This is a genomic window from Pseudomonas sp. 5.2 (assembly GCF_059025405.1).
Map to the genome: position 1 here is coordinate 32,498 of NZ_JBYBHH010000014.1, position 15,238 is coordinate 47,735.

At 61.8% G+C, this 15,238-nt stretch carries 15 protein-coding genes and 2 tRNA genes; 13 read left to right on the forward strand and 4 right to left on the reverse strand.

Annotation, left to right across the window (positions count from 1 at the left end; translation table 11 throughout):
* Nucleotides 1–57: 57 nt before the first annotated feature.
* The 4 genes from AC5PZ0_RS20350 (at nucleotide 58) to AC5PZ0_RS20365 (ending at nucleotide 3,806) form a co-directional block, all read left to right on the forward strand.
* Nucleotides 58–2,307, forward strand: a complete 2,250-nt coding sequence (locus AC5PZ0_RS20350) for an AsmA family protein (protein ID WP_099452651.1) — start codon at nucleotides 58–60, stop codon at nucleotides 2,305–2,307.
* Nucleotides 2,304–3,371: an A/G-specific adenine glycosylase gene (gene mutY / locus AC5PZ0_RS20355; RefSeq protein ID WP_085273847.1), complete on the forward strand. Its 1,068-nt coding sequence runs from the start codon at nucleotides 2,304–2,306 to the stop codon at nucleotides 3,369–3,371. Before AC5PZ0_RS20350 ends, mutY begins: the two co-directional genes overlap by 4 nt.
* On the forward strand, nucleotides 3,368–3,640 hold the full coding sequence (locus tag AC5PZ0_RS20360; RefSeq protein WP_027594266.1) for an oxidative damage protection protein: 273 nt from the start codon (nucleotides 3,368–3,370) through the stop codon (nucleotides 3,638–3,640). The genes mutY and AC5PZ0_RS20360 overlap by 4 nt, the downstream gene beginning before the upstream one ends.
* A gap of 90 nt (nucleotides 3,641–3,730) precedes the next feature.
* Nucleotides 3,731–3,806: transfer RNA gene (locus AC5PZ0_RS20365), tRNA-Phe, on the forward strand.
* Nucleotides 3,807–3,967: 161 nt separating this feature from the next.
* Here the strand turns inward: AC5PZ0_RS20365 and AC5PZ0_RS20370 are convergent.
* Nucleotides 3,968–4,174: a hypothetical protein gene (locus AC5PZ0_RS20370; protein WP_493855629.1), complete on the reverse strand. Its 207-nt coding sequence runs from the start codon at nucleotides 4,172–4,174 to the stop codon at nucleotides 3,968–3,970.
* A 351-nt stretch (nucleotides 4,175–4,525) separates the two neighbouring features.
* Here AC5PZ0_RS20370 and ppk2 point away from each other — a divergent pair, with 351 nt between their 5' ends.
* A complete protein-coding gene (gene ppk2 / locus AC5PZ0_RS20375; protein WP_493855672.1) occupies nucleotides 4,526–5,377 on the forward strand; it encodes a polyphosphate kinase 2 in 852 nt (283 codons plus the stop codon).
* Between the two features lie 9 nt (nucleotides 5,378–5,386).
* Here the strand turns inward: ppk2 and AC5PZ0_RS20380 are convergent, their stop codons facing one another.
* Nucleotides 5,387–5,920 (reverse strand): hypothetical protein, encoded by a 534-nt coding sequence (locus AC5PZ0_RS20380; protein WP_027594263.1) that lies wholly within the window; start codon nucleotides 5,918–5,920, stop codon nucleotides 5,387–5,389.
* 129 nt (nucleotides 5,921–6,049) lie between these two features.
* Between AC5PZ0_RS20380 and AC5PZ0_RS20385 the strand changes: the two genes are divergently transcribed.
* Nucleotides 6,050–6,493 carry a hypothetical protein gene (locus AC5PZ0_RS20385; protein WP_027594262.1) on the forward strand — a complete coding sequence of 148 codons (444 nt, stop codon included), beginning with the start codon at nucleotides 6,050–6,052 and terminating at the stop codon, nucleotides 6,491–6,493.
* A 206-nt stretch (nucleotides 6,494–6,699) separates the two neighbouring features.
* Here AC5PZ0_RS20385 and gabP read toward each other — a convergent pair whose 3' ends face one another.
* Nucleotides 6,700–8,085 (reverse strand): GABA permease, encoded by a 1,386-nt coding sequence (gene gabP, locus AC5PZ0_RS20390; protein WP_027594261.1) that lies wholly within the window; start codon nucleotides 8,083–8,085, stop codon nucleotides 6,700–6,702.
* A 617-nt stretch (nucleotides 8,086–8,702) separates the two neighbouring features.
* Here gabP and AC5PZ0_RS20395 point away from each other — a divergent pair.
* From AC5PZ0_RS20395 to AC5PZ0_RS20415, 5 genes are all read left to right on the forward strand, one after another.
* Nucleotides 8,703–9,476, forward strand: a complete 774-nt coding sequence (locus AC5PZ0_RS20395; protein WP_027594260.1) for an ABC transporter ATP-binding protein — start codon at nucleotides 8,703–8,705, stop codon at nucleotides 9,474–9,476.
* Nucleotides 9,477–9,489: 13 nt separating this feature from the next.
* A complete protein-coding gene (locus AC5PZ0_RS20400; RefSeq protein WP_033703190.1) occupies nucleotides 9,490–10,251 on the forward strand; it encodes an ABC transporter substrate-binding protein in 762 nt (253 codons plus the stop codon).
* Nucleotides 10,252–10,305: 54 nt separating this feature from the next.
* Nucleotides 10,306–11,001, forward strand: a complete 696-nt coding sequence (locus AC5PZ0_RS20405) for an ABC transporter permease (protein WP_099428097.1) — start codon at nucleotides 10,306–10,308, stop codon at nucleotides 10,999–11,001.
* Complete coding sequence (locus AC5PZ0_RS20410; RefSeq protein WP_027594257.1) at nucleotides 10,998–11,687, forward strand: ABC transporter permease; 690 nt, start codon at nucleotides 10,998–11,000, stop codon at nucleotides 11,685–11,687. The genes AC5PZ0_RS20405 and AC5PZ0_RS20410 overlap by 4 nt, the downstream gene beginning before the upstream one ends.
* 132 nt (nucleotides 11,688–11,819) lie before the next feature.
* Nucleotides 11,820–13,031, forward strand: a complete 1,212-nt coding sequence (locus tag AC5PZ0_RS20415; RefSeq protein ID WP_493855630.1) for a methyltransferase — start codon at nucleotides 11,820–11,822, stop codon at nucleotides 13,029–13,031.
* Between the two features lie 236 nt (nucleotides 13,032–13,267).
* Here the strand turns inward: AC5PZ0_RS20415 and AC5PZ0_RS20420 are convergent, their stop codons facing one another.
* Nucleotides 13,268–13,561: a DUF3077 domain-containing protein gene (locus AC5PZ0_RS20420; RefSeq protein ID WP_186682943.1), complete on the reverse strand. Its 294-nt coding sequence runs from the start codon at nucleotides 13,559–13,561 to the stop codon at nucleotides 13,268–13,270.
* A gap of 449 nt (nucleotides 13,562–14,010) precedes the next feature.
* On the opposite strand from AC5PZ0_RS20420, the gene AC5PZ0_RS20425 reads away from it, so the two are divergent.
* Both AC5PZ0_RS20425 and AC5PZ0_RS20430 read left to right on the forward strand, forming a co-directional pair.
* Nucleotides 14,011–14,259, forward strand: coding sequence for a hypothetical protein (locus tag AC5PZ0_RS20425; protein ID WP_027594254.1), 249 nt, complete (start codon nucleotides 14,011–14,013; stop codon nucleotides 14,257–14,259).
* Between the two features lie 98 nt (nucleotides 14,260–14,357).
* Nucleotides 14,358–14,433: transfer RNA gene (locus tag AC5PZ0_RS20430), tRNA-Thr, on the forward strand.
* The last annotated feature ends 805 nt before the right edge of the window (nucleotides 14,434–15,238 follow it).

A 15,238-nucleotide genomic window follows, 5' to 3' on the forward strand; every position in this document is an offset into this window, starting at 1 on the left:
GCACTGCGGCGCTATACTCTGCCGCTGAAATTCAAATCGGACTACAAGGACTCGCCCATGAAAGCGTTCGGCAAAATCCTGGGACTGGGGCTTCTCGGGTTGCTGCTGATCATCGTGGCGCTGGGCTTCGCCCTGACCCACCTCTTTGATCCCAACGACTACAAAGACGAGATTCGCCAGCTGGCGCGCGACAAGGCTCATGTCGAGCTGACCCTCAACGGTGACATCGGCTGGAGCCTGTTCCCGTGGTTGGGCCTGGAGCTGCATGACGCGAGCATCGCGACCTTGAGCAAACCCAGCGAGCCGTTCGCCGACCTGAAGATGCTCGGCCTGTCGGTACGCGTGCTGCCGCTGCTGCGCCGCGAAGTGCAGATGAGCGATGTGCGCGTCGAAGGCCTGAACCTGACCCTGGCCCGCGACGAAAATGGCCATGGCAACTGGGAAGACATCGGCAAGCCATTGCCCGCCCCTAACGGCGCCCCAACCGATACACCGGCCCAGGCACCTGCCGAACAGGCCCCGGCGCAAGCCGACAGCGGCAGCGAGCGTGCGGTCAAACTCGACATCGACAGCCTGACCGTGAACAACGCCCGCGTGCAGTACACCGATGCCAAAAACGGCCAAAGCTACAGCGCCGAAAGCATCCAGCTGAGCACCGGCCCGGTCCACGAAGGCGCGAACATTGCGCTTAAGGCGAGTGCCTTCCTCAGTGCCACCCAACCGAGCATCAAGGCCCGCACCGAGCTTGCCGGCGAACTGCGCTTTGACCGCAAGCTCAAGCGCTACAACTTCGAAGACATGCGCCTGTCGGGCGAAACCTCGGGCGAGCCGTTTGCCGGCAAGACCGTGACCTTCGCCGCGCAAGGCCAACTGCTGGTAGACCTGGCAGCCAATGTCGCCTCGTGGAACGGCCTGAAAATTTCGGCCAACCAGCTGCGTGCACTGGGTGAACTCAACCTGCGCGACCTGGACAAGGCACCGCAACTCAGCGGCGGCCTGTCGATCGCCCAGTTCGACCTGCGCACCTTCCTCGACGGCATCGGCCGCCCGCTGCCCGCCACGAACGACCCTGCCGCGTTCACCAAGCTGGAACTGGTCACCCGCCTGCAAGGCACGTCGAACAGCCTGGCCCTGGCAGACCTGGCCGTGAAGCTGGACGACAGCACCTTCACCGGCCGCGTGGCCGTCGAAGACTTCGCCAAACAGGCGCTGCGCCTGCAACTGAAGGCCGACACCTTCGACGCCGACCGCTACCTGCCCGCCAAGAGCGAACAAGCCAAAGGCGCCACCGCCGCCCGCCAGGCCGAGGTCAACCAACAGGAAGCCAGCGCCGTGGCCGGTGCCAGCAGCTCCCCGCTGCCCAACGCCCCGACCCAGGTCGCCTGGAGCGACGACAAGCTGCTGCCGGTGGACCGCCTGCGCGCCCTCGACCTGCAGGCCGACCTGACATTCGGCGCACTGACCCTGGACAAACTGCCCATTCAGGATGCCCAGCTCAAGGCCACCGGCCAAGGCGGCCTGGTGACCCTACAGACCCTGCGCGGCGGCCTCTACAATGGCAGCTTCGAGGCCAAGGGCACCGTCGATGTGCGCCCTGCCGTGCCGCAGCTTGGCGTCAATACCAAGATCAACCGGGTACCGGTGGAACACTTCATCAAGGCCGAGGGCAAAGAGCAAACGCCACCGGTAAAGGGCCTGCTGACCCTGACCAGCGACCTGACCGCGACCGGCAACAGCCAGAAGGCACTGGTCGACACCCTCAATGGCAGCGCCAACTTCACCATCAACGATGGCGTGCTGGTCAATGCCAACCTTGAACAGCAACTGTGCCAGGCCATCGCCACCCTGAACCGTAAAACGCTCAGCGGCGAACCGCGCGGCAAGGACACGCCCTTCGAGGAACTGCGTGGCAGCCTGGTGGTGCGCAATGGTGTGGCCAGCAACCCAGACCTCAAGGCCCGCATCCCAGGCCTGACCGTCAACGGCCACGGCGACCTCGACCTGCGCGTGCTGGGCATGGACTACAACGTCGGCGTGGTCGTCGAAGGCGACCAACGCGCCATGCCGGACCCGGCCTGCCAGGTCAACGAGCGCTATGTCGGCGTTGAAGTGCCGCTGCGCTGCCGCGGCCCGCTGGAGCTTGGCGCCAAGGCCTGCCGCCTGGACCAAGACGGCCTGGGCAAGGTCGCCGCCAAACTGGCCGGCAACCGCCTGAAAGACAAGATTGATGAAAAACTCGACGAAAAACTCGGAGACAAAGTGAGCCCTGAACTTAAAGACGCGCTCAAGGGGCTGTTCAAACGATGAGCCCCGAGCAGTTCTCCAGCGCCGTGCTGGACTGGTATGACGCGCACGGCCGACACGACCTGCCCTGGCAACAGGGCATCAACCCGTACCGGGTATGGGTGTCGGAAATCATGTTGCAGCAGACCCAGGTCAGCACCGTGCTCAACTACTTCGACCGCTTCATGCAGGCCCTGCCCACCGTGCAGGCCCTGGCCGAAGCGCCGGAGGACGAAGTGCTGCACCTGTGGACGGGCCTGGGCTATTACACCCGCGCGCGCAACCTGCAGAAGGCCGCGAAAATCGTCGTCGAGCAGCATGGCGGCGAGTTCCCGCGTAGTGTCGAGCAACTGACCGAACTGCCTGGCATCGGCCGCTCCACCGCCGGTGCCATCGCCAGCATCAGCATGGGCATCCGCGCGCCCATCCTGGACGGCAACGTCAAGCGCGTGCTGGCCCGCTTTACCGCCCAGGCCGGCTACCCCGGCGAGCCCAAGGTGGCTAACCAGCTGTGGGCCAGCGCAGAGCGCTACACCCCACAGACCCGCGCCAACCACTACACCCAGGCGATGATGGACATGGGCGCCACGCTGTGTACCCGCAGCAAGCCCAGCTGCCTGATCTGCCCGCTGCAACGCGGCTGCGAAGCGCACCTGCACGGCGAAGAAACCCGCTACCCCGAGCCCAAGCCACGCAAGGCGCTGCCGCAACGCCGGACGCTGATGCCACTGCTGGCCAACCACGAAGGCGCGATCCTGCTGTACCGCCGACCGTCCAGCGGCCTGTGGGGTGGTTTGTGGAGCCTGCCGGAGCTTGAGCACATCGAACAGCTCGACGACCTCGCCTACCAGCATGGCCTGCGCCTGGCAGAGAGCCGCGCCCTAGACGGCCTGACCCACACCTTCAGCCACTTCCAGCTGGCGATCGAGCCCTGGCTGGTGAAGGTCGACCCGGTCGGCCAGCACGTGGCCGAGCCCGACTGGCTCTGGTATAACCTCGCCACCCCGCCGCGCCTGGGCCTCGCTGCCCCGGTCAAGAAGTTGCTCAAACGCGCGGCCGACGAACTGATTGCAGGAGATGCCCGATGACCCGCACCGTGATGTGCCGCAAGTACAAAGAAGAACTCCCAGGCCTGGAGCGCCCGCCCTACCCAGGAGCCAAGGGCCAGGACATCTTCGATCACATCTCGCAGAAGGCCTGGGCCGACTGGCAGAAGCACCAGACCATGCTGATCAACGAAAAGCGCCTGAACATGATGAATGCCGAGGACCGCAAATTCCTCCAGGCCGAGATGGACAAATTTTTCGCTGGCGAAGAATACGCCCAGGCCGAAGGCTACGTTCCGCCTGCTGAATGACCCCAAAAAACGTAAGCGACGGAATTAATTTAAAATTTTTTCAAAAAGTCGTTGACGGACGGTCTGGAAATCTATTTAATTCACCTCGTCGCCCAGATAGCTCAGTCGGTAGAGCAGAGGATTGAAAATCCTCGTGTCGGCGGTTCGACTCCGTCTCTGGGCACCACCTTCAGCTTCTGGTGGTTGCAAAGTTACCCGAAGCGACAACAAGAAACCCGCCTAGTGCGGGTTTTTTGTTGCCTGCGATTTTTGCAGTGGCCATCTGTAACCCCGCCAAATAAAAAGCCCTCTGAGCAATGCACAGAGGGCCTCGTCACAAATCAGCCATTACGCCTGGCTATCGAATTCCTCGGGGGTCATCTGCCCCCGATAGGAAATGGTCAGCAGCGCCCTGGCGTCATCAACAGATGCGACCGCCTTGGCCAACTCCGCCTCGGTGATCTTGTACTCATCCAGGGCCAGGGTAAGCCAATCGTTGTAACCGGTGCCGTCGTTGCTGACACAGCTCAGCACCAGGTGAAAGTAATGCTTCATGGGTAAGTCTCCTGTTAGCCCCACCTAAGAGTAGGCAGATCAGGCTATTGCGCCCGCCCTTTGAGTATCAGGTGGAAACCACCCACCTGAGGCTGGGGCCGAGCCCACCTATCCGGGTAAATTGACCCGCATCAATAAGCGCCAGGCCTGTCGCCCCTAGCATGGGAAAAGCACATCAGAACCGACAGGACCTCCATGAGCGACGACGCCACCCTGCTAGTCACATCCACCTCGAACGCCACGCCAAACGCCACGCCAACCAGCCCCAACCGCCGCGCACGCCCGCGCAAACCCGCCATCAAAGCAGTCGCCGACCCCGTCATCACCCAGGTCAGCCAGCAACCGGCAGCCATGGAAGTGGCCAGGGCGCCCAAGGGCAGTAACGAAGACAGCACCCGCGCACGCCTACCGGCCAGCTACCCGTACCGCACCCGCATGCACCGCCAGCAATACGAAAAGGCCAAGCACGCGCTGCAGATCGAACTGCTTAAAGTGCAGAGTTGGGCGAAGGAAACCGGCCAGCGCGTGGTGATCCTGTTCGAAGGGCGCGATGCGGCGGGCAAAGGGGGCACCATCAAGCGCTTCATGGAGCACTTGAACCCACGTGGCGCGCGGATCGTGGCGCTGGAAAAGCCTTCTGAGCAGGAGAAGGGCCAGTGGTACTTCCAGCGTTATATCCAGCACCTGCCCACTGCGGGTGAAATGGTCTTCTTCGACCGCTCCTGGTACAACCGCGCCGGGGTCGAGAAGGTGATGGATTTCTGCAGCCCACTGCAGTACCTGGAGTTCATGCGCCAGGCACCCGACCTTGAACGCATGCTGTGCAACAGCGGCATCCTGCTGTTCAAGTACTGGTTCTCGGTGAACCGCGAAGAGCAGCTACGGCGCTTCATCTCACGCCGCGACGACCCGCTCAAGCACTGGAAGCTGTCGCCCATCGACATCAAGTCGCTGGACAAATGGGACGACTACACCGCCGCCAAAGAAGCGATGTTCTTCCATACCGACACCGCCGATGCACCCTGGACGGTGATCAAGTCCGATGACAAGAAGCGCGCGCGCATCAACTGCATCCGGCACTTCCTGCACTCGCTGGATTACCCAGGCAAGGACCTGGCCGTAGCGCACGCCCCAGACCCGCTGCTGGTGGGGCGCGCATCACGCGACTTCGAAGAGGATGAAGCGCCTACCGCCGCCCACTGACAGCGGCAATCAGAAGTTGGCCATGGCGCTACAGTATTCAGCCTTGGTGGTCTGTACGGGTTGCTCCACCCCAAGCTGCCGCAGCTTGACGCCGCAGGCGCTGTAGCCGCGCACCACCACTTCGTAATCGGCGCCTTTCTGCGGCACGAAGTAGAACATGCCCAAACAGTTGGTCACGCTGTTGTAGCTGCTCCGGCCACCATCTAGAAAGTGCAGGGTGAACGGCTTGCCGGCCGGCACCAGCACTTCGCTGACCGCATCGCCCTGCATGACCGGGGCGCTGGCGGGCATGCCCAGGGTTTCGCCATTGCGGTCGGCAAAACCCTCCTTCGGCACCGCGATTACCCCGGCGCCGGGGCTGTACCAGTCAACGCAATCCTTGCCCGGCACAGCACGCACCATGCCGTCGGCAATCACCCGCAAGCGTGCGGTATCGCCTGAAGTCGGTGAGCCATAAGGCGTGTTGAACGATTTGACCGCGGCAATATTGCCGCAGCCGGCCAGCGCCACTGCCAGCAGGCAAAGCGAGATCGGTGTTTTCATCCCTGAATTCCTCATGAGTAGATGCCGGACATCCGGCCGCTTGCCTGAGACCCTCGCATGTCGCTTGGGTTTCGCGGGCAAGTGCGATTCAATACGCGCACTTTTTCAGGCACACCCAAGGATTCACCCATGGCCACCACGACCAAGCAACAGAAACGCGCCAAGCGCGCCGCCAGCAAGGCCAAGCAAAACCGCATGGTGCGCAGTGGCCAGGCGGTCAAGGCCAGCGCCGGCGACAGCGCCAGCATCGAGCAGGTGTTCAACAAGGCCATGGAGTCGGACAGCTACAAGGAGCTGTTCGACAAGATGAAGGCGGCACAGGAAACCAGCCTGGTCGCGATGATCTCGGTGTTCCTGGTCGACCCGCTGCTGGCCCTGGTGCTCAAGGGGCACAAGGAAGAGCACGCCACCGACTACATCGTGCTGGTGTTCAATGCCTACCGCACCTGGCTGGATGGCGCAGACGAAGACACCACCATGGCCTGGCTGGAAAGCGACGAGTTCCAAGAGGCTTATATCGCTGCCTCGGAAGTTGTGGCCAAGCAACAACAGCAGCAGAAGCAGTTCGGCTAAAGAAGCCAGCACCGGCCCTAGGGTAGGAGCAGCCTTGTGCTGCGAAGAGGCCGGTGAATGCACCGCAACTATTGGCTGCTTTCACGGGCCTCTTCGCAGCACAAGGCTGCTCCTACAGCGGGACGCAGAATTCGCTAGCGGGCCGTAACATGCAAAAAGGCCGCGCCCTACACAGGGCGCGGCCTTGTCATTCAAAGCAGCGCAGATCAGTTATCCAGCGCCACCCGCCCAGCCGCTTCGCGCTTGCGATGCACCAGCAGCCCGGCCGCCACCACACCAATGCTCAGCAAGGCAGTGGCGATGATCTCGGCGCGGTGATCTTCACGCAGCCCCATCACCACCAGCACAGCAACGATGAAGGCGATGGTCGCCCAGGTCAGGCCCGGGAACAGCCACATCTTGAAGTCGATCTTCTCGCCACGCGCTTCACGCTGGCTGCGCATGCGCAGTTGCGATACCGCGATCACCAGGTACACCAGCAGCGCAATGGCGCCGGAGCTGGCCAGCAAGAACTCGAACACCTGGGCCGGCGCCACATAGTTGGCGAACACGCACAGGAACGCTGCCGCAGTCGACATCAACACCGCCACATGCGGCGTACCTGCCTTGGTGGTGCGTTGCGACATGGCCGGGGCATCGCCACGCTTGCCCAGGGAGAACAGCATGCGCGAGGAGGTGTACAGCGCCGAGTTCAGGCAGCTGGTGACGGCTACCAGCACAACGATGTCGACGATCAGCTTGGCATTCGGCACACCGATGCGGCTCAGCACAGTCTGGTAAGAGCCCAGTTCAGCCAGGGCCGGATCGTTCCACGGCACCAGCGCCACGACCAGGAAGATCGACACCAGGTAGAACAAGCAGATACGCCAGATCACCGAATTGGTCGCGCGGCTGATCTGCTTGCCCGGGTCTTTGGACTCGGCAGCGGCGATGGTGACGATTTCGGTACCCATGAACGAGAACATAGTGGTCAGCATGGCTGCCAGCACCGCGCCCAGGCCATTGGGCATGAAGCCTTGGGTGTCGAACAGGTGGCTGACACCGCTTACTTGGCTGCCAGGCGCCAAGCCGAACATGGCCACGCAACCCACGACGATGAAGCCAATGATCGCCAGGACCTTGAGCAAGGCGAACCAGAACTCGAATTCGCCGTAGTTCTTCACACTGCACAGGTTGGTCAGGGTCAGCACCAGCGTGATGATCAAGGAGAAGGCCCACAGATCAACAGCAGGGAACCAGGCATGCAAAATGGCCGCGGCCGCGTTGGCCTCCAGCGGAATCACCAGCACCCAGAACCACCAGTACAGCCAGCCAATGGTGAAGCCGGCCCAGCGCCCAATGGCGCGATCGGCATAGGTAGAGAAAGAACCGGTGTCCGGTGAAGCAATGGCCATTTCGCCAAGCATGCGCATGACCAGTACGACCAAGGTACCGGCGGCGGCGTAGGCCAGCAGTACGGCCGGGCCAGCAGCGGCGATGGCGTGGCCGGAGCCAACGAACAGACCGGCGCCAATCACGCCAGCGATGGACAGCATGGTGACATGCCGCGATTTGAGCCCCTGAGCGAGGTCATTGGAATTGTTACCGCTCATAAAACTACCTTTGTAAGGAGTGGACCACTCCGACTACGGGAACGAAGCGCGCCTGGGGTTAGTTAGGCGTCGCTGCAATCGGCGGTTTCCTACTGGCAATAAGTGAGCCATCTGCTGAATGCATTCGTCAGAAAAATCTGGCAACCGTAAAGGGCGCGGCTTGCAGGGCTTTCGGCCATGCCTTGACCGAAAGGCCGCCAAATCGCCGTGCAAGGTCCGGATTACTGAAATACCCACTTACAAATGCACCAAAGGTGCTCCCAGGTAACACCTATGCACCGCTGCAATGCAGAAAAGTACAACCGGCAGGTACAACCCTGCCTGGCAAGCGTCAGCAATGGCCTAGAGGGGGATTACCCGCGAATGGTCCAAAACCGCTTCCAAGCGCGGGCCAAAGCTGGCACCATCGCGCCTTTTTTCATCAAGGCTCTGGTGTTGGGCTAGACCTTCGCGGTCATCCTCGCGACGTTGCACTGCAGCGATGCGACAATCTGCCCCGACAGCGACCCGAGCCCCTAGCGACCCTGTTGGCCGCCATAATGCCGCTATGCTAGCTTGGCGCACGCCAGGAAGGCCGCCAACAGCTGGGAACGCACCCGAACACATGAGGACCGCACATGGCTCAGGCCACGCCCGCGCTGGAAATCCGCAATCTGCACAAACGCTACGGCGAGCAGGAAATTCTCAAGGGCATTTCGCTGACCGCACGCGACGGTGACGTGATCTCCATCCTGGGGTCGTCCGGTTCCGGCAAGTCCACCTTGCTGCGCTGCATCAACCTGCTCGAAAACCCGCACCAGGGCGAAATCCTGGTGGCCGGCGAATCACTCAAGCTCAAGGCCGCCAAAAACGGCGACCTGATCGCTGCCGACAACCGCCAGATCAACCGCCTGCGCAGCGAGATCGGCTTTGTCTTCCAGAACTTCAACCTGTGGCCGCACATGTCGATCCTCGACAACATCATCGAGGCACCGCGCCGCGTCCTCGGCCAAAGCAAGGCCGAAGCCATCGAAGCCGCAGAAGCCTTGCTGAACAAGGTCGGCATCTTCGACAAGCGCCACAGCTACCCCGCGCAACTTTCCGGTGGCCAGCAACAACGTGCCGCCATTGCCCGTACCCTGGCCATGAAGCCCAAGGTCATCCTGTTCGACGAGCCAACTTCGGCGCTCGATCCGGAAATGGTCCAGGAAGTGCTAAACGTTATCCGCGCATTGGCCGAAGAAGGCCGTACCATGCTGCTGGTCACGCACGAGATGAACTTTGCCCGCCATGTGTCCAGTGAAGTCGTCTTCCTGCACCAGGGCCTGGTTGAAGAGCAAGGATCGCCGCAGCAGGTCTTCGAGAACCCGACCTCGGCGCGTTGCAAGCAATTCATGTCCAGCCACCGCTAACGGAGCAACACGAATGCAGACCTATAAGAAATTCCTCCTGGCCGCTGCCGCCACCCTGGTGTTCTCGGCAAATGCCATGGCAGCCGAAAAACTCAAAATGGGCATCGAGGCGGCCTACCCGCCGTTCAACAACAAGGATGCCAGCGGCCAAGTGGTCGGCTTTGACAAAGACATCGGCGACGCACTGTGCGCCAAGATGAAAGTCGAATGCGAAGTGGTTACCTCTGACTGGGACGGTATCATCCCGGCGTTGAACGCCAAGAAGTTCGACTTCCTGATCTCGTCGCTGTCGATCACCGATGAGCGCAAGCAGGCCGTCGACTTCACCGACCCGTACTACTCGAACAAGCAGCAGTTCATCGCCCCGAAAAACGTCGACTTCAAAACCGACCGCGCCTCGCTCAAAGGCAAGACCATCGGTACCCAGCGCGCCACCCAGGCAGCGACCTGGCTGGACGACAACGGCGGCATGGACAACGAGTTCAAGGTCAACCTGTACGATGGCCAGGAAAACGCCTACCTGGACCTGACCTCCGGCCGCCTCGACGCCATCCTCGCTGACAAGTACGCCAACTACGACTGGCTGAAGTCCGCTGCCGGCAAAAACTTCGAGTTCAAAGGCGAACCGGTGAACGACAGCGACAAGGTCGGCATTGCCGTACGCAAAGGCGACGATGAGCTGCGCAACAAGCTCAATGCCGCACTCAAGGAAATTGTCGCCGACGGCACCTACAAAAAGATCAACGACAAGTACTTCCCGTTCAGCATCTATTGATTCGCCCCGACCGGCACGCCCTTGGGCGTGCTGGTCCCTAGAACGACCCTACCCATGAATATCGACCTGCACGGATTCGGTCCGGCCCTGGCGGCTGGCACCTTGATGACCGTAAAACTGGCGCTCTGCGCCTTGCTGCTGGGGCTGATCCTGGGCCTGCTCGGTGCCCTCGCCAAAACGTCCCCGGTCAAGCCACTGCAATGGCTTGGCGGCTTCTACTCGACCTTGGTTCGCGGCGTGCCCGAACTGCTTTGGGTCCTGCTTATCTATTTCGGCACCGTCGGCATGATGAACAGCCTCGGCGAGGCGCTCAACATGCCCGGCCTTGAGCTCAGTGCCTTCGCCGCCGGCGTCATCGCCCTCGGCCTGTGCTTCGGCGCCTACGCCACCGAAGTGTTCCGTGGCGCCATCCTGGCAATCCCCAAGGGCCACCGCGAAGCCGGCCTGGCACTGGGCCTGTCCAAGGCGCGCATTCTGTCGCGGATCATCCTGCCGCAGATGTGGCGCATCGCCCTGCCTGGCCTGGGCAACCTGTTCATGATCCTGATGAAAGACACCGCGCTGGTGTCGGTCATCGGCCTGGAAGAAATCATGCGCCACGCGCAGATCGGCGTGACCATGACCAAAGAGCCGTTCACCTTCTACATGGTCGCGGCCTGCATCTACCTGGGCTTGACCGTCATCGCCATGACCGGCATGCACTTCATGGAAAAACGCGCCGCTCGCGGCTTTGCGAGGGCTGAATCATGAATTGGGAAGTCATCATCAAATGGCTGCCACGCCTGGCGCAGGGCGCGACCCTGACCCTGGAGCTGGTGGCCATCGCCGTGGTTGCCGGGCTGATCCTGGCCATCCCGCTGGGCATCGCCCGCTCGTCGCGCCACTGGTACGTGCGCGCCCTGCCGTTCAGCTACATCTTCTTCTTCCGCGGTACCCCGCTGCTGGTGCAGCTGTTCCTGGTCTATTACGGCCTGGCCCAGTTCGACGCCGTGCGCAACAGTTCGTTGTGGCCTTACCTGCGCGATCCGTTCTGGTGCACCGTGCTGACCATGACCCTGCACACCGCCGCCTACATCGCCGAGATCCTGCGCGGCGCGTTGCAGTCGATCCCCAAAGGTGAGATCGAAGCGGCACGGGCGTTGGGCATGTCGCGGGGCAAGACCCTGTTCTACATCATGCTGCCGCGCGCCGCCCGGATCGGCCTGCCGGCCTACAGCAACGAAGTGATCCTGATGCTCAAGGCCAGCGCCCTGGCCAGTACCGTCACCCTGCTGGAACTGACCGGCATGGCGCGTACCATCATCGCCCGCACCTACCTGCCGGTGGAGATCTTCTTTGCTGCCGGGTTGTTCTACCTGCTGATCTCGTTTGTGCTGGTGCAAGGCTTCAAACTGCTGGAGCGCTGGTTGCGGGTAGACGCCTGCCAAGGGCGCTAAACCTTACTGGCCTCTTCGCGGGCAAGCCCGCTCCCACAGGAATGCCACCGGGCGCAAACCTTGCGCCCCCCTGTAGGAGCGGGCTTGCCCGCGAAGGGCTGCAAAGCAGCCCCAACCCTGCCGACCACAACCATGACCCCACTCCCCATCCTCCACAGCCACCCGCTAAGCGACCGCTTCCAGGCCCTAGACCAGTTCCTGACCGAGCACCAGCACCTGTGGAAACCCAGGCCATTCACCGCCCTGCGCCTGGAATGGGAAGCCCAACACCCAGCGCTCGCCGCCCACCTGCGCCAATCTCCCCTGGCCGATGCCGACGCCGAGCCCGACCCAACCACCCTGCCCGCGCCCTTCCCACAACTGGCCCGGCAAGCCCACCACCTCAGCGCCCTGGATACACTCCCCGACGCCGGCCTACCGCCCGCCGCCCACCGCCTCGACGTCGGCGTACCCGGCCGCAAGTGGCAGCAGATCGAAGCCTTCACCCGCCGCCTGGCCTTCAACGAGCAACCCCAGCACTGGCTGGACTGGTGCTCCGGCAAAGGCCACCTTGGCCGCCGCCTGCTGCAACCCGGCCAGCAACTGAGCTGCCTGGAATACGACGCCGAGCTCGTCGCCGCCGGCCAAGCCCTGAGTGACCACCACCACCTGCCCGCGCGCCATGTGCATCAAGACGTGATGGCCGCCGACAGCGCCCGCCACCTCGACAGCGACAAAACCGTGGTCGCCCTGCACGCCTGCGGCGACCTGCACGTACGCCTGCTGCGCCTTGCAAGCCAGCAAGGCTGCCGCCAAGTCGCGGTTGCCCCTTGCTGCTACAACCGCATCGAAGCACAGCACTACCAGCCGTTATCCACAGCCGCCCACGCCTCCAGCCTACAGCTTTCGCTGGACGACCTCGGCCTGCCATTGAGTGAAACCGTCACCGCCGGCGCCCGCGTGCGCCGCCAGCGCGACACCTCGATGGCCCGTCGCCTGGGCTTCGACCTGCTGCAACGCCAACAGCGCCAGTGTGATGATTACCTGCCCACCCCCTCGCTGCCGGTGGCCTGGCTGGACAAGCCCTTCGAGGCGTATTGCCGCGACCTGGCCGCACTCAAGCAACTCCCGCTGAGCGGCACCCCAGACTGGGCTGCCCTTGAGGCCGCCGGCTGGCAGCGCCTGGCCGAAGTCCGCAACCTCGAGCGGGTGCGCAACCTGTTCCGCCGCCCGCTGGAACTGTGGCTGGTACTCGACCGCGCCCTGTTCATGGAAGAACAAGGCTATGCCGTGCGCCTTGGCTTGTTCTGCGACTATCCACTCACGCCACGCAACCTGCTCATCCTCGCGGAACGCGACCGTTAGCCGCAGCACAACCTGTGGATAAGTCTGTGCACAAGCTTTTGATGAATGGTTGGATCCAAGCGCTATTTCAAGCGTTTGGCTTATTCCTGCAGGCAGTTCAAGGCCCGCAAAAACAGGCATTTGCGCAAAGACCAGCGGCGTATGGGTTCGGCATGCCTTTCGCGCAAGTTGGCAATGCTACTTGTGCATAAACTTTTGTTGTGCTTTCTGCAGGGGCCACAAAGCGGACCGATGCGTCAACGGTTTTTGTTCTTGGCCAGCTCGATATCGTTCATCAACGCCTTGGCCAACGCCGCCAGGTAATCGGCTGCGCCCAACAGCTTGTGGTCGTCTTCCATATCGCCCTCCCTGAGCAGGTGCTTGATATAGCCGAGCAGGATCGACACCTGCTCGTAGGCGTCGTCGATGGGGATGCCGGGTTGTACGCGCAGCAGGTTAACCGGTGGGTTGCCGACTTCGAGGAAAGTTTCCAGGCCTGCGGTGGTGATCTCAATGTGGGGCTGGGGTGGATCGGGGACGATCTTGATCATGGCGTAAGTCCTTATTCAATTAAGGTACTGCCACTGAATCTTTCTCACGGATTTAGGTGGCAGCCGTACGCGGGGTGAGAAACCGAGTGAATAAGGAAGCCCGGCCAGACCGAAGCCTGCCCGCGTACAGCCACCATTACGAGGTAGCACTCATTCATAATCGGGTTCTCACACCCGGTCGCCGAAACGACCCGAAAACGGTATCCGTGAGGCACTTCCCCGACAACAGCGATACTTCGGCAGCGCGCGTAGGATAGGTCCGAAGCAGGCCAACCCCGAAGCATTTGGTTTCAGGTTCAGAAATGCCTTACAGGTCACGCACCGCCTCCCCTTCCAGGGTGTATCATCCGCCCCCCAAATCATTAAAAAGACACGTCGCACGCTGACCGCCAGCCCTGCGACCTTCTGGCGTTGCGCCAGAGCCGACAATGGAACAACGGACCCTTATCGTGACCCAAGCCAAGCCCCTTGCCCTGTTGACCCTCGCCATGGCCCTGACCGCGTGTGCCGGCGGCACCCCAAGCCAGCCTTCCAGCAACCTGGGCTGGGACACCCCCGCCATGCAGCTGGGCGGCGACCGAGGCCTCCCCCTGCGCGCCGACACCCCTTGCCGCAAGCGCGGCTGCGACAACGACAAGCTGTTTTTCAACCCCGGCAAAACCGAGCCAAACGTCAACACGATCCACCGCGGCTGGTAGGAAAAATCTCCTTTTAAGCCGGTGACTTAGCTCATTTGCAAACAATCGCAAGGAAGTGGTTTACAGGCGCCAAACGATCGTTATAATGACGCCCCATTGCCGGTATAGCTCAGATGGTAGAGCAACTGACTTGTAATCAGTAGGTCCCGGGTTCGATTCCTGGTGCCGGCACCATACGCAGTATCAAAAAAGGCTCACCGAAAGGTGGGCCTTTTTTGTTTGTGTGTCCGCTGCGACGCCCCATAGCCCCTCAGGGCAGCCCGATTGGCCCGCCACGGGATTGCCACCTTGCAGCGATCTGGATACGCACCAGCCTCAGTAATTTGAGCTACCCCATATCCAAAGGCCACCCATCCCCTTGAAAACTGCACGCCCCGTGTAGGAGCTGGCTTGCCTGCGATGGGCTGCAAAGCAGCCCCAAGTGCCTCCGCCAAAACGCCGTTCTAACCGCCAACCAGAGATTCCCCAGCGCCCAAAAGGTCGCCCGCGCATAGAACTCGTACCCAGCGTAGTAATGCCTATCAAACAGATTGCTGGCATTCCAGAACGGCTACCCAGACCAGCTGACGTCGGTAACCCCTCGCCCACGCCATTAGAGGTCTCGCCAATGGGACTCGCTACCGGAGAAATATGCTCTGCGCGATAGCCCTCCATGACTAATGTCCAGCGGCTCCCAACATCACGCCGAAAGTAATGGCTGAAATTCCTACTCTGCGCATAATCGCGGTAATCACCAAACGCGCCGTCCTCCAGCAAACTATCCGCTTTACCGAATCTGCGCCAACTGTTCCGAGCTCTTTCTCCTGAATAGAAACGGGCACTCCTACCAATGCTGCAACCCTGATCGCACAACGCTTTGCTGCAATCCCCACTACCGGCGTGACAAACACCGAGGTCACAAGCAACAGCCATGTAGATGATGGTGCCGCAGACCAGGGAATGGACTGCACCTGACTGACAGTCAGGCATGCCCCGGTCA

Excerpts from the sequence above, each read along its gene's own strand:
- AC5PZ0_RS20370 (WP_493855629.1), bottom strand. The coding sequence starts at position 4,174 with ATGAAGCATTACTTTCACCTGGTGCTGAGCTGTGTCAGCAACGACGGC.
- AC5PZ0_RS20380 (WP_027594263.1), bottom strand. The coding sequence starts at position 5,920 with ATGAAAACACCGATCTCGCTTTGCCTGCTGGCAGTGGCGCTGGCCGGC.
- mutY (WP_085273847.1), top strand. The coding sequence starts at position 2,304 with ATGAGCCCCGAGCAGTTCTCCAGCGCCGTGCTGGACTGGTATGACGCG.
- AC5PZ0_RS20415 (WP_493855630.1), top strand. The coding sequence starts at position 11,820 with ATGACCCCACTCCCCATCCTCCACAGCCACCCGCTAAGCGACCGCTTC.
- AC5PZ0_RS20400 (WP_033703190.1), top strand. The coding sequence starts at position 9,490 with ATGCAGACCTATAAGAAATTCCTCCTGGCCGCTGCCGCCACCCTGGTG.
- ppk2 (WP_493855672.1), top strand. The coding sequence starts at position 4,526 with ATGGAAGTGGCCAGGGCGCCCAAGGGCAGTAACGAAGACAGCACCCGC.
- AC5PZ0_RS20350 (WP_099452651.1), top strand. The coding sequence starts at position 58 with ATGAAAGCGTTCGGCAAAATCCTGGGACTGGGGCTTCTCGGGTTGCTG.
- AC5PZ0_RS20405 (WP_099428097.1), top strand. The coding sequence starts at position 10,306 with ATGAATATCGACCTGCACGGATTCGGTCCGGCCCTGGCGGCTGGCACC.
- AC5PZ0_RS20410 (WP_027594257.1), top strand. The coding sequence starts at position 10,998 with ATGAATTGGGAAGTCATCATCAAATGGCTGCCACGCCTGGCGCAGGGC.
- AC5PZ0_RS20420 (WP_186682943.1), bottom strand. The coding sequence starts at position 13,561 with ATGATCAAGATCGTCCCCGATCCACCCCAGCCCCACATTGAGATCACC.
- gabP (WP_027594261.1), bottom strand. The coding sequence starts at position 8,085 with ATGAGCGGTAACAATTCCAATGACCTCGCTCAGGGGCTCAAATCGCGG.
- AC5PZ0_RS20360 (WP_027594266.1), top strand. The coding sequence starts at position 3,368 with ATGACCCGCACCGTGATGTGCCGCAAGTACAAAGAAGAACTCCCAGGC.
- AC5PZ0_RS20385 (WP_027594262.1), top strand. The coding sequence starts at position 6,050 with ATGGCCACCACGACCAAGCAACAGAAACGCGCCAAGCGCGCCGCCAGC.
- AC5PZ0_RS20395 (WP_027594260.1), top strand. The coding sequence starts at position 8,703 with ATGGCTCAGGCCACGCCCGCGCTGGAAATCCGCAATCTGCACAAACGC.